The organism is Dorea sp. AM10-31 (genome assembly GCF_003435815.1).
Taxonomy (GTDB): Bacteria; Bacillota; Clostridia; order Lachnospirales; family Lachnospiraceae; genus Dorea_D; species Dorea_D hominis.
On the sequence record NZ_QTUV01000004.1, the window covers coordinates 1 to 13,198 of the forward strand.

The 13,198-nt window shown below is 43.4% G+C and carries 12 protein-coding genes; 11 read left to right on the plus strand and 1 reads right to left on the minus strand.

What is annotated here, in order from left to right; all coding sequences use genetic code 11:
• The 9 genes from DW125_RS07685 to DW125_RS07725 all read left to right on the plus strand — a co-directional run.
• On the plus strand, positions 1 to 500 hold a 500-nt coding region (locus DW125_RS07685; protein ID WP_117537755.1), incomplete at its 5' end, for a dihydroxyacetone kinase subunit L.
• A 435-nt stretch (positions 501 to 935) separates the two neighbouring features.
• Positions 936 to 1,880: a sugar-binding transcriptional regulator gene (locus tag DW125_RS07690; RefSeq protein ID WP_021860142.1), complete on the plus strand. Its 945-nt coding sequence runs from the start codon at positions 936 to 938 to the stop codon at positions 1,878 to 1,880.
• A gap of 6 nt (positions 1,881 to 1,886) precedes the next feature.
• Entirely contained in the window at positions 1,887 to 3,416 is a 1,530-nt protein-coding gene (locus tag DW125_RS07695; RefSeq protein ID WP_117537756.1) for an FGGY-family carbohydrate kinase, read from the plus strand.
• A gap of 4 nt (positions 3,417 to 3,420) precedes the next feature.
• A complete protein-coding gene (locus DW125_RS07700) occupies positions 3,421 to 4,458 on the plus strand; it encodes a 2-hydroxyacid dehydrogenase (protein ID WP_117537757.1) in 1,038 nt (345 codons plus the stop codon).
• An 86-nt stretch (positions 4,459 to 4,544) separates the two neighbouring features.
• On the plus strand, positions 4,545 to 5,198 hold the full coding sequence (locus DW125_RS07705; protein ID WP_021860145.1) for a class II aldolase/adducin family protein: 654 nt from the start codon (positions 4,545 to 4,547) through the stop codon (positions 5,196 to 5,198).
• Positions 5,199 to 5,284: 86 nt separating this feature from the next.
• A complete protein-coding gene (locus DW125_RS07710) occupies positions 5,285 to 6,337 on the plus strand; it encodes a 2-hydroxyacid dehydrogenase (RefSeq protein WP_117537758.1) in 1,053 nt (350 codons plus the stop codon).
• A 16-nt stretch (positions 6,338 to 6,353) separates the two neighbouring features.
• Positions 6,354 to 7,859, plus strand: a complete 1,506-nt coding sequence (locus tag DW125_RS07715; RefSeq protein ID WP_117537759.1) for a xylulokinase — start codon at positions 6,354 to 6,356, stop codon at positions 7,857 to 7,859.
• 85 nt (positions 7,860 to 7,944) lie between these two features.
• On the plus strand, positions 7,945 to 8,586 hold the full coding sequence (locus DW125_RS07720) for an HAD family hydrolase (protein WP_117537760.1): 642 nt from the start codon (positions 7,945 to 7,947) through the stop codon (positions 8,584 to 8,586).
• Between the two features lie 142 nt (positions 8,587 to 8,728).
• On the plus strand, positions 8,729 to 9,814 hold the full coding sequence (locus tag DW125_RS07725; RefSeq protein ID WP_117537761.1) for a M24 family metallopeptidase: 1,086 nt from the start codon (positions 8,729 to 8,731) through the stop codon (positions 9,812 to 9,814).
• A gap of 117 nt (positions 9,815 to 9,931) precedes the next feature.
• Here the strand turns inward: DW125_RS07725 and DW125_RS07730 are convergent, their stop codons facing one another.
• On the minus strand, positions 9,932 to 10,717 hold the full coding sequence (locus DW125_RS07730; protein WP_021860150.1) for a Cof-type HAD-IIB family hydrolase: 786 nt from the start codon (positions 10,715 to 10,717) through the stop codon (positions 9,932 to 9,934).
• A gap of 90 nt (positions 10,718 to 10,807) precedes the next feature.
• On the opposite strand from DW125_RS07730, the gene rpiB reads away from it, so the two are divergent.
• Both rpiB and dhaL read left to right on the plus strand, forming a co-directional pair.
• A complete protein-coding gene (rpiB, locus tag DW125_RS07735; RefSeq protein WP_021860151.1) occupies positions 10,808 to 11,254 on the plus strand; it encodes a ribose 5-phosphate isomerase B in 447 nt (148 codons plus the stop codon).
• Positions 11,255 to 11,401: 147 nt separating this feature from the next.
• On the plus strand, positions 11,402 to 13,168 hold the full coding sequence (dhaL, locus tag DW125_RS07740; protein ID WP_117537762.1) for a dihydroxyacetone kinase subunit DhaL: 1,767 nt from the start codon (positions 11,402 to 11,404) through the stop codon (positions 13,166 to 13,168).
• The last annotated feature ends 30 nt before the right edge of the window (positions 13,169 to 13,198 follow it).

Genomic DNA, 13,198 nt, shown 5'->3' on the forward strand with positions numbered 1-13,198 from the left:
TCTCTGTATTTGAAGAGAGATTCAAAGATGAAGATATCAGTTTCTCCGAAGGACTGGACGAACTGGGAATGATCCTGTTAAATGAGATCGGAGGATCTATGGGACCGATCTATGGAACGATCTTCATGGACATGGCAGAAGCAGGAGAAGATCTGGATGAGATCACAGCGGCAGATCTTGGAACAATGCTGGAAGCAGGTCTTAACGGGCTGTACGGGATCGTTGATGCAAAAGTCGGAGACAAGACATTAGTAGATACACTGGCGCCATCCGTGGACGTAATGAAAGCAGCCGGAGCAGAAGGAAAAGATTTCAAAGAAGCACTGGCAGAGATGAAGAAAGCTGCAGAAGCAGGACGCGATTCTACCAAGGACATGGTAGCAAAATTCGGACGTTCCAGCCGTCTGGGCGAGAGATCCAGAGGTGTGCTGGATGCAGGAGCAACCTCCTGCTGCATCATCCTCAGCGCAATGGCGGACGGAATCAGCGAACTATTATAAGATGCCAGGGGCACAAGTCTGAAACCACAGTGTGCTTGCACGTGAGAGGTTTTATGATATAGTGCCCCGCTCCGAATATGGGCATAAAAGTGGATCGTAAGCTTCACGATATGCGAATGTAGGGCAGAATTGTGGGAGTACGAAGTACGAAACAATTTGTATGGCATTTTTAGAACTAAACAGCATAAGGAACTATCATACATCGGAAAGACAGTTCTGAGATAGCTTAAAAGAAGCCGGGAGATAGAGAGCAAGACTCATCTTCCGGCTTCTTTTAGAATTGTGAAAAAAGTGTCATGAAAAGCTTGAAAAATGGCGTATTTAAGGCAAAAAAGTGCCATCTTATATGTCCGAGAACTATTGACAAAAGCACAAAAAATGTTATACTAAATACAAATGTAATATAAAATTACAAATGTAACCAAGGAGAGATATATGAGAGAAGATGTATATATAAAGATTGCATATTGGTATTACACCCTGGGAATGACACAAGATGAGATTGCAAAACGTCTTTCCTTCACAAGACAGAAAGTGAATCAGATCATCAATTCGCTGATGGATCTTGGAATTGTAAATATCAGTATCCAAGGCTACGAAAGAGATAATATTGAGCTGGAGTGTAAGCTGGAAGAAGCCTATACTTTAAAACAGGTGATTGTAGCCAGTGATTATGGCGAGAGAGATACAGCAATATATAAAGTAGCAAACGTAGCGGCCCAGTATATGGAGGATAAGATTCAGCAGGGAGACACAGTAGGAGTTTCCTGGGGACACACACTGGCAGAGGTTGTAGATCAGATGGTTTATCACAAGAGAAGCGAATGCCGGGTTGTACAGCTTATGGGAGCGCAGAACATAGAACAGAAGGTTGAAAAGTCTGACGAGATCGCACGAAATCTTGCGAACAAGCTGGACTGTGCAAGTTATATGTTATATGCGCCGGTGGTTGTAGAACATGAAGAAACAAAGAAGATGCTGATGCAGGAGAGAAGTATCAAAGCTTCTTTTGAATTAATGAAGAAGTGCAATATAGCGGTACTTGGAGTTGGTGAATTAACAGAGCAGTCTACGATGTGCACAAGAGGACATATTACAAAGGAAGATATACAGATGCTCCGTGCAGAGGGATTTATTGGAGATATTGCAATGAATCCGATCAGAGAAGACGGATCCTGGGATAATTGTCCATTGTCAGATCGTTTGCTGAGTGCCAATGTAGAATGCCTGAAAGGAATTCCAAATGTAATTCTTGTAGCGTGTGGTGCCAAGAAAGTGCAGGCAATCAAAGCAGCTCTTCGTACGAATTGTATAGATACACTGATTACAGATGAAACGACGGCAAGAGAGATTCTTGAGATCGTAAAAGAAGAGGAGTGATAAAGCATGGATTATATTATGGGAATTGATGTCGGAACGTCAAATGTCAAGGCAGTCCTGTTCGATGAGAAAGGTACAGAGATACAGGTTGCAAGCCGTGTGAGCGAAACGATCAACGACGGTGGGAACAATGAAGAACAGGATATGACACTCGTATGGGAAAAAGTCAAAGCCTGCATTACAGAACTGATGGATTCAAAAGTAGTTGCAGCAGAAGATATCAAAGGTATCGGAGTTACCGGACAGGGAGAAGGATGCTGGCTGATCGACAAAGAAGGAAAGCCATTGCAGAATGCAATTCTCTGGTGTGACGGACGTGCAGTTGCAGAAGTACATAAGATCACGGAAGAACATCCTGAGATCGGTAAACTTTATCACCGGACAACCGGAACCCCGCCGCTTCTTGGCAATCAGATGATGCTTCTGCGGTGGATGAAGTCTCATCGCAAAGATGTGCTGGATAAGGGGTATAAGATATTATTCTGTAAAGACTGGATCCGTTATAATCTGACCGGCAAGATCGGAACAGAGATCACCGACAGTTTCACTTCCCTGATTGATGCACAGACCGGTAAGATTGCAGAAGATCTGATGAAAGAATTAGATATTTTTGAATATCGTGATTACCTTCCGGATCCGGTGGATTCAGATGAAGTAGTCGGAACAATCCTTAACAGCGTGGCAGAAGAGACCGGACTTGCCAAAGGTACACCGGTCGTTGCCGGAGCACTGGATACATCAGCAACAGCAATCGGACTTGGCGCGATCCATGAGAAAGATGCCTGCGTCATCCTCGGCACAACATGTGCCAGTGAGATGGTTATGCGCAAGGAAGACTGCGATTTTGGAGCAGAGAATTCCAGATACGAAAAACATCCGATCAAAGAATTGTATGTAGAATTACAGCCGACACTGAACGGCACACCAAACATTGACTGGATGCTTCAGAATATTTCAAATACAAAAGATTTCACTGAGATTGATAAAATGGTAGAAAGCGTGCCGGTAGGCTGCGGCGGAGTCGTTTATCATCCGTACATCAGCGTGGCGGGAGAGAGAGCTCCGTTTTATCATCCATATGCAAGAGCAAGCTTCTTCGGAATCAGCCAGGTTACAACGAGAGAACAACTGATCCGGGCAGTATACGAAGGCTTAAGTCTTTCTATCCGCGACTGTCTGCAGAATGTAGATAAACATGCGACTTTATATCTTGCCGGTGGCGGAGCAAAGAGCCCGGTATGGGCACAGATGATTGCAGATGTAATGGGAATGAAAGTTATGATCCCTGCAGGAAAAGAACTTGGTGCAAAAGGTGTTGCTCTGATCGCAGGTGTGAAACTTGGAATATACAGGTCTTATGAGGAGGCGGTAGAGAAAGCTTGTGTATTTAAACAGACATACGAACCGAATCTGAAACGTACAGAAAAATACGATCTGTTATATGAACTTTTCAGACAGGTACGGATTCACAATCAACAGATCTGGGACTACAGACACCAGATGAATAAGAAAATTCAGGCAATTAAGGAGGATTAGCGAAATGAAAATATTTTTTACCGCAGAGTACAATGAAGAAGAATTAAAGCCATTATATGAGATGGGCGATGTCGTGCTGGACGGATGGGCACTCGGACTTCCGAAGATGGAAGAGGACGAGCTTGTAAAGAAGACAAAAGATGCAGACATTATCATCACAAGCTATGATGATATTACAAGAAGAGTTATCGAAGGTGCACCGAATCTGAAACTGATCGCATGCACAAGAGCAACGCCGGTAAATGTTGATATGGCAGCTGCAAAAGAAAGAGGAATCCCGGTTCTGTATACACCTGGAAGAAACTCAGATTCCACAGCAGAGATGACAATCGGTCTGATGCTTTCTATTGCAAGAAAGATTCCGATGGCATACAAAGCATTAAAAGAAGGAAAATATACCGGCAACCCGGATGCACATAAGACAACAAAAGAAGGACTGAAAGCAGACGTTATCTGGGATATGAAGATGGATGCACCTTACATGGTATTTAAAGGTACACAGTTAAAAGGTAAATCTCTTGGTATCCTCGGATACGGAAGTATCGGAAGACGTGTAGGACATATCGCAAGAGCATTTGGCATGCAGCTTCTGATCTACGATCCATATCAGGGAGAAGTTGACATTGAGGAAATCGGTATCCGCAAAGTCAATACAGTAGAAGAACTGATGAAAGAGTCTGATTTCGTTACATGCCACATGAAAGTTACACCGGAAACAACCGGAATCATTAGTAAAGAAAGAATCGCACTGATGAAACCAACTGCATATTTCATCAACGCTTCCAGAGGAGCGATCCTGGATGAAGAAGCACTCATCGAAGCACTTCGTGAGAAGAGAATCGCGGGAGCAGCATTTGACGTATATGCAAGTGAGCCGATCGCAAGCAACCATCCATATGTAACAGAGCTGGACAACGTTGTAATTACACCGCATATTGCAGGAGCAACAAATGACGTACTTGTAAATCATACAAAACAGATTGTATCTGACGTTCGAAGATTCCTGAACGGCGAACATTTATTATATCAGTACAGATACTAAGAAGAACTTTAAGGTGCCTGCATGGGCAGGCATCTTAAAAATAAAATGAAAAAGAAGGATCTTAAAGGGTTAAGGAGGAAATGAAAATGAACAGAGACAAAGTGACAGTAGCACAGATTGAAGTATGTGAAACAGCTAAGAAAATGTACCACAGCGGACTGGTAGCAGGAACATGGGGAAATATTTCCGCTCGTGTAGATGATGAATATATGGTAATCACACCTTCAGGAATGGATTATGATCGCTTATGTCCGGAAGATATGGTTCTTGTAAATATGAATACTCTGGAATATGAAGGAAGATTAAAACCATCTGTAGAAACACCGATCCACGCAGCTATTTTCAAAGACAGACCGGAAATGAACGGTATCGTACATACACATTCTAATTACGCACTGGTAATGGCTACAGCAAGAAAACCAATTCCTCCGATCTGCGATGACCAGGTACAGATTCTTGGTGGAGATGTCCGTGTTGCAGACTACACAATGCCAGGATCACAGGAGATGGCTAAGACAGTTGTAGAAGCTTTAAAAGATCGTACAGGAGCTCTTATCGCTAACCATGGAGAGATTACAATCGGAAGAAATCTTTCCGAAGCATTAACAGGATCACAGGTTCTGGAAAAAGCAGCTATGGTATATATCAATGTACAGTCTATCGGTGGACCGGTACAGATCTCCGATGAAGATATTGCATTCTTCCATGATTTCTTCCTTCACAAATACGGACAGAAATAAGCTGTTTACAGGCATGATAACCGGGGGCTTTAAAGCTCCCGGCGCTGTTTAATCAGAGATGGATGTAAAAAAAGGAGATATAATCAATGAAAACATTAATTACAGCAAGATTTGACAAAAACTACACAGATATGCTGGAAACAATCACTACAGATTATGAGTTCGCAGGATATGGTGTAACCGGAATTAAGATGCCGGTACCGGAGATGAAAGAGAAAATTAAAGACGTGGAACTTCTGATCTCCGAATTTGAAGATATTACAAAAGAAGTTATTGATGCAGCAGAAAAATTAAAGATTATCGTATGCTGCCGTAACGAAGCATTTGCAAGTATTGATATCGAAGCTGCTACAGCAAAAGGAATTCCGGTATTAAGAGCCGGTGGAAGAAATGCAATTGCTGTTGCTGAGCACACGATCGCACTTCTGATGTGTGTATCCAAGAACATGAGTTTAACAGATCATCTGTTAAAATATACAGACCAGCTTACAAATGTACAGTATCACGACAACGGTGGAAAGCGTGCTGAGACAATGTCTGAGTGGTCCATGGATCCGGATGCACCTTTCGCATTATATGGCGGCGGACCGGAGATGTATGGCAAGACATTTGGACAGATCGGTTTCGGTATGATCGGTCGGGAAGTTGCAAAGAGAGCACATGCACTTGGCATGAACCTGATCATTTATGATCCATATGTATCACAAGAGCAGATGGATTATCTGGATGCTAAGAAAGTAGATTTGGATACAGTTATGAAAGAAGCTGATTTCATCAGTGTAAACTGCAATGTTGTTCCGGAGACAGTCGGACTGATCAGCAGAGAGAAGATCGCACTTATGAAACCTACAGCCTACTTTGTAAATACAGCACGTGCGAAAGTTCTGGACTATGACGCATTATACGATGCATTAAAAGAAAAAAAGATTGCCGGAGCAGGTCTGGATGTATATCCGGTTGAACCTATCCCGGCAGGAGATAAGATCCTATCTCTGAGAAATGTTGTTCTGACACCGCATCTTGCAGGATCAGCAAGAGATATTGTTGGACATCAGACAGAAATCGTGCTTACGGATGTTAAGAAAATTCTTGCACATGAGCAGCCGAAATTCATCTGCAATCCGGAGGTATTGAAGTAGAGGGGAGGCGTTCAAGGTGAAATATTCCATTGGAATTGATATAGGAACGACTACGGTAAAATGTATTCTCTTTGGCGAGGGTGTACAGGTCGTAGCAGAAGCTGGAAGAGAGTACAAGACACTGCTTCCGAAGGCATCATGGGCACAACAGAATCCGGAAGACTGGTGGAAGGGCGTCGCAGAGTCCATAAGGTCTATTCTCACCGAGAGCAGGGTTGCCCCAGAAGATATTAAAGTAATCTCTGTCAGCAGTCAGGCACCGGCAGTTCTTCCTATGACAAAAGAAGGCGAGCCGCTGCACGATGCGTTGATCTGGATGGATCGGAGAAGCACCAAAGAATTAGAAATATTAGAAGAGAAGATCGGTACGAAGAAGGTGTATGAGATCACCGGCAACCGTCTGGACACGTATTTTACGCTGACAGAGCTTATGTGGTTTTTACGTAACCATCCGGATATGATGAAGAAATGTCATAAGATTCTTCAGGTGAATGGTTATATCAATTATAAACTGACAGAAGTATTTTCCATTGATGCGACACATGCATCATTGACACAGCTTTACGATGTGCATAACAACTGCTGGAGCGAAGAATTATTTGAAGCGATTGGCGGAAATACGAAGATCATGCCGGACATTTATGACTGTATGGATGTCATTGGACATGTATCAAAGAAAGCAGCAGAAGAGACCGGACTTTCTACGAAGACTGTTGTTTTAGGTGGTGCAGTAGATGCATCGGCAGCAGCCCTGGAAGTAGGCGTTTACGGAGATGGAAGCATTGCAGAGATGACAGGAACAAGTTCTGTTGTCATGTTTGGATTTGACGGACTTGTGACATGTAATGAGCTTTCTTATCTTCGTGGTGTGAAAGAGAACACAACCATTTTATTCGGTGCTATGAATACAGCCGGCGGTTCACTGAAGTGGTTTCGTGATGCGCTGTACGGCGGCGAGACACCACAAAATGATGCATATCCGAGAATAAATAAAGAAATCGAAGCCGGTGCAAAAAATCCGACAGGACTTATTTTCCTCCCTTATATGGCAGGAGAGCGTGCACCAATCTGGGATCCGAATGCAAGAGGAACTTTTATGGGGCTGAATATGAATACAACCCGTGCGGAAATGTTACGAGCGGTTATGGAAGGCACCAGTTTTGCACTGCAGGATAATCTGGATCAGGCAGTCAAGACAGGAATCCCAATTCGCGATTTCATCTGCTGCGGTGGTTGCAGCAAGAGTGATATCTGGCTGAAGATCAAGGCATCTGTCATCGGCCAGGAGATCAAGATACCGTCAGTAAATCTTGGAGCACCGGGTGGACTCGGCTACATGAATGCAGCATTTATGGGCGAGTACAAGACACCGGAAGACGCATCAAGGGCGGCATTACAGATTAAGAAAATTGTAGAGCCGGTGGAAGAATGGATACCGATATATAAAGAGTTATATCAGATCTATCTGGATTCTTATCAAAGTTTGAAATCGCAGTTTGCGGCACTTGCACAGATCAAATAAAAAATGTAAAATAATAAGCGACACAGTTCTAAAAAATGTGCAGGAAACAATGATAATAAGAAGGATGGAGACTGAGGATAGAATTATGGGGAAACAAGATGCAAGATTAATCATTTTTGATATGGATGGAGTGATCTTAGACAGCGAGCCACTGCATGAGAATGCAAGGCAGATGATGTTTAAAAAATATGGGATCATTCCGGATGAGAAGATGCCGGAAGCCGTGGGTAAATCATCCAGCGGATTCTGGCGGAAGGTAATCGAGATTTATCAGATTGAGGGAGAGCCTTACGCATTGGAAAAAGAGCAGTATCACCTGGTGGCAAAGCAAATCGAAGAGAATGATGTAAAGCCATCGGACGGGCTGGTAGAATTGATAATGGATGCGAAGGAAAAAGGAATGGGAATTGCGCTTGCTTCCTCATCTACCCGTATTCTTGTAGATGATTCGCTCAGGCTTCTGGGAATTGCAGAGCAGTTTGATGTGACGGTTTCCGGAGATGAGATACCGAAGAAGAAACCGGCACCGGATGTATATCTGAAAGTGCTTGAACTTACCGGAGTGAATGCAGAAGAAGCTGTGGCAGTAGAAGATTCCCGTGCGGGAATCGAAGCTGCGAAGGCAGCAGGCATTTTCTGCTACGGATATGACAATCCGACTTCCGGAATGCAGGATATATCGAAAGCAGATCAGCAGATTAAGAGTATACGGGATATAAAAATATAATAAAAAGAAGATGATACAAAAAATCGTCTGACAAATTTGACTTTTGTTATGGAAAAGCATATAATGTAATCAAAATTAAATCGGTAGTGTTTCACTGCCGATTTAAAATGTCTATAAATAAATAGAAAGGCTGGGACAGACAATGGATCAGGGAAAAGTAACAAGAGTATTAAAATCAATGGAGGAGCATGATGTACCACAGATGATCGTATCCGATCCGGTTGCGATTTTTTATCTGACAGGTAAATGGATCTTCCCGGGAGAGAGACTTTTAGCACTGTATCTGAATGTGAATGGAAATCATAAGTTTGTAATCAACAAACTGTTTCCACAGGAAGGAGATCTCGGAGTAGATATTATTTATTATGATGATATTGAGGACGGAGTAGAGATCTTAAGCAAATATGTAGAGAAAGACAAGACCATGGGTATTGACAAGACATGGCCATCCAAATTCTTAATCCGTCTGCAGGAACTTGGCGGAGGAAGCAAATTTGTCAATGGTTCTCCGATCATTGATTATATCCGTATGATCAAAGATGAAAAAGAGCAGGATTTAATGAGAAAATCTTCTAAGATCAACGATGTTGCTATGGAGAAGATCATTCCTTGGGTATCAAAAGGTCTGACAGAGAAAGAACTGAACGCTAAGATGCGTGAGATCTACAAAGAATTAGGATGTGAGGATGTATCTTTTGATCCGATCACAGCTTATGGACACGGAGCAGCAGATCCACATCATGTAACAGATGATTCCAAAGGAAAACGCGGAGATTGCGTAATCCTTGATATCGGTGGATTCAAAGACAACTATGCATCTGATATGACAAGAACTGTCTTCATCGGAGAAGTTTCCGATCGTGCAAAAGAGATCTATGATATCGTAGTAGAAGCTAACAGACGTGGTATCGAAGCTGCAAAACCGGGCGCAAGAATGTGCGACGTTGATCTTGCTGCAAGAAATTACATCGAGGAGAAAGGTTTCGGAGAGTACTTCACACACAGAACAGGTCATTCTATCGGACTGGAAGACCACGAGTTCGGTGATGTATCTTCTGTAAATACAGATATCATCCAGGTTGGACAGTGCTTCTCAGTTGAACCGGGAATCTATCTTCCAGATGAGAACATCGGTGTTCGTATCGAAGACCTTGTAATCATCACAGAAGACGGATGCGAAGTTCTGAATGACTTCACAAAAGATCTGATCATTGTTCCGGAAGAGTAAGAAGAACTCTCAGGACAAGTTATTGAGAGCGGTATAATTTATACATAAGAAAGAGCATCGTTCCATAGCTGATTTGTATCGGTTATGGGGCGGTGCTTTTTTGTTGTAAAGTAGTCTTTATAATTCAGCAAGCACTTTCTTCAGTACTTCCTGCACGGAATCTGTCATGTGGTTCGCATAAGCTTCAACGCCCGGCGCGCATCCGGAAAGTGCATAACTGTCGCCTGCCATCTGAAGCATTTCGATATCGTTAAACTGATCGCCGAAAGCAATTCCTTCAGACATATCAAATCCAAGATAATGTACCAGTTTTTCAAGAGCAGTTCCTTTATTAATATCCGGTGCGACAAAATCAATCCACTCGTTCCCGGAAGTGACGATCTTAATCTCATCACCAAATTCTTTGCGGAAGAAAGGCTCAATTGCGGAAGTTCCTTTGCCGGAGAAATCACACATGGCAAGCTTTAAAAACGGTTCTTTTATGTCAGCTAAATTATCCACAACCGCCATATCATACTGGACAACGTCAGTCATATGTTTTATGTAAAATGGATCTTTGGAATCGGTATAACAGCAGCTTTCGCAGGAAAGCTGGCAGTTGCATGCCGGATATCCTTTGGCATATTCGGTGATGCGAAGGACAAGATCACGGTCAAGAGAGCCTTTGGTGACGGCTTTGTGCTGATCCATGACGAGAGCACCATTTTCCGAAACATAAGAAATCATATCCTGCACAGGACCAAACATACGGTACATATTGATATACTGTCTGCCGCTGGCGGCAATGAAATGAATTCCGGCTTCGGTGAGCCGGCGGATAAGTTCTAAAGTTTCATTATCCGGTTTCTGCGCCCCGTTTTGAAGTAATGTTCCATCCAGATCGCTGGCGATGTATTTTATCATAAAGTGTATTCTCCTTTTCGTATCTTGCTAATTAAATCCGTAACTATTATAATATAAAAAGAAATTAAATGAAAGAAGAGGATAGATACTATGAAAATTGGAATTGGTAACGATCATGCAGCATTAGAGATGAAGAATCAGGTAATGGAGTATTTGGAAGAGAAAGGATATGAAGTTATCAATTATGGGACCAACACACCGGAGAGCTGTAACTATCCGGAATTTGGTGAGAAAGTCGGACGTGCAGTTGTATCCGGCGAAGTAGACTGCGGAATTCTGATTTGCGGAACAGGAGTTGGAATCTCGCTGGCTGCCAACAAAGTAAAAGGCGTAAGAGCAGTTGTATGCTCAGAACCGTATTCTGCAAAACTGTCCAAACAGCACAACAATACAAATATTTTAGCGTTTGGTGCACGTGTTGTGGGCATTGAGCTTGCAAAGATGATCATTGATGAATGGCTTGGCGCTGAGTTTGAAGGTGGAAGACACCAGACTCGTGTCGATATGATCATGGCGATTGAGAATAAAGATAACTAAGAAATGGTCTGTTAAAAGATGCCTGTAAGGGCATCTTTTAACTTTAAATCTATAATGACGTGACAATCATAATAGAGGCAGCAGCCAGAAGAGAGCTGCAGCGGCAGATATTTAGATATAAATAATGACAGAAGAGGTGACAGCAGGATGCGGAAGATTATAAACAATCCGGAACACGTTGTAGATGAGATGATGGAAGGCTATATCAGCGCTTACAGCAGATATTATGTTAAACATCCGGATGTGAACGGTGTGATTTTAAAACAGAGAAGAAAAGACAAAGTGGCACTGGTGATCGGTGGAGGAAGCGGACATGAACCGATGTTTTCCGGCTTTGTCGGAAAAGGACTTGCAGATGCAGCGGCGTGCGGCAATATATTTGCATCCCCCGATCCGAACACGATTTACCAGACAGCGAAGGCAGTCGAGCAGGGAAAAGGTGTTCTTTTTGTGTATGGCTGCTATGCGGGAGATAATCTGAATTTTGATATGGGCGAAGAGTTCTTAAATGACGATGGAATCCAGACAGCACATGTGCGCGTGTGGGATGATGTAGCATCCGCACCGCAGGAGCGTATCGAGGACCGACGCGGAATCGCAGGAGATGTATTTGTTGTGAAAATCGCAGGTGCGGCATGTGATGCAGGACTGGAATTAGAAGAAGTTGTCAGAGTTACGGAGAAGGCAAGAGATAATACAAGAACGATTGGTGTTGCAACTGCACCTGCACAGCTTCCGGGAGTGGAACAGCCGATATTTACGTTGGGCGAAGGCGAGATTGAATACGGCATGGGACTGCACGGCGAGCGCGGTGTACTGCGCACTACGTGGGAAGCTGCAGATGTTCTTGCCGAGAAGATGTATAAGCAGATTCTGGACGATTCGGATTTGAAAACGGGCGATGAAGTGTGTGTACTTGTAAACGGTCTCGGTTCTACAACAATCACAGAACTTGCAATTGCTTTCCGCAAAGTGAAAAAGCTTCTGGATGCAGATGGAATCAAAGTTTACGATACAGATCTGAACAATTATTGTACCAGTCAGGAAATGGGTGGATTTTCCATTACTTTATTTAAACTGGATGAAGAACTGAAGAAATACTATGATATGCCATGTTACTGTCCGTATTACGCGAAGGGAGAGCTTACGGGAAATACCGGTGAAGCAGCCGGCGGCCAGACGGAAGCTGTACAGATTAAGTCAGAACCAGAATTTGATGTAAATGACGTGGAAGCGGCAGAGATTGTAAGAAGCAAAGCCGGAATTCTGGAAGAACTGAATGCGGCTGATGCAAGAAATATGCTTTTATATATTGCCGATAAGATCATTGCAAAGAAATCATATCTGACAGAAGTAGACAGTGCCATTGGTGATGGAGACCATGGAATCGGTATGGCGGGCGGCATGCAGAAAGTTAAGAAAAAACTCTCCCACATGGAGAATGAAGAGAATGTCTATGCACTTTTCGAGGCGGCAGGAAAGGCAATGCTCCTGTCAATGGGCGGCGCATCCGGTGTTATTTTCGGAAGCCTGTATCTTGCCGGTGCCAAAGGCATGGAAGCGAAGAAGGCTATCGGTGCAGAAGAACTGGCGCATATGGAAAAGAAAAGCCTTGCAGCAATCCAGGAGAGAGGCAAAGCGAAAGTCGGTGATAAGACGATGGTGGATGCACTTGCTCCGGCAGTAGAGGCAATGGAAGCAAACAGTGAAAAGAGCCTGGCCGAGATGCTGCGCGCAGCGGAGGCAGCCGCAAAAGCAGGTGTCGAGAACACGAAGAAATATCAGGCAGCATTTGGACGCGCCAAATCACTGATGGAACGTGCCATCGGATACCAGGATGCAGGAGCAACGTCTGTGTGGCTGATCATTCAGGGAATGCGTGAATTTGTAGAGGATATCTGTGAAGAGAAGTAAAAAACAGTGTGGATAAATTACAAAATTCAA

What these genes read in the sequence shown, in the direction of transcription:
- DW125_RS07695 (WP_117537756.1), top strand. Translation starts at nt 1,887, where the DNA reads ATGGATTATATTATGGGAATTGATGTCGGAACGTCAAATGTCAAGGCA.
- dhaL (WP_117537762.1), top strand. Translation starts at nt 11,402, where the DNA reads ATGCGGAAGATTATAAACAATCCGGAACACGTTGTAGATGAGATGATG.
- DW125_RS07725 (WP_117537761.1), top strand. Translation starts at nt 8,729, where the DNA reads ATGGATCAGGGAAAAGTAACAAGAGTATTAAAATCAATGGAGGAGCAT.
- DW125_RS07710 (WP_117537758.1), top strand. Translation starts at nt 5,285, where the DNA reads ATGAAAACATTAATTACAGCAAGATTTGACAAAAACTACACAGATATG.
- DW125_RS07705 (WP_021860145.1), top strand. Translation starts at nt 4,545, where the DNA reads ATGAACAGAGACAAAGTGACAGTAGCACAGATTGAAGTATGTGAAACA.
- rpiB (WP_021860151.1), top strand. Translation starts at nt 10,808, where the DNA reads ATGAAAATTGGAATTGGTAACGATCATGCAGCATTAGAGATGAAGAAT.
- DW125_RS07730 (WP_021860150.1), bottom strand. Translation starts at nt 10,717, where the DNA reads ATGATAAAATACATCGCCAGCGATCTGGATGGAACATTACTTCAAAAC.
- DW125_RS07690 (WP_021860142.1), top strand. Translation starts at nt 936, where the DNA reads ATGAGAGAAGATGTATATATAAAGATTGCATATTGGTATTACACCCTG.
- DW125_RS07700 (WP_117537757.1), top strand. Translation starts at nt 3,421, where the DNA reads ATGAAAATATTTTTTACCGCAGAGTACAATGAAGAAGAATTAAAGCCA.
- DW125_RS07720 (WP_117537760.1), top strand. Translation starts at nt 7,945, where the DNA reads ATGGGGAAACAAGATGCAAGATTAATCATTTTTGATATGGATGGAGTG.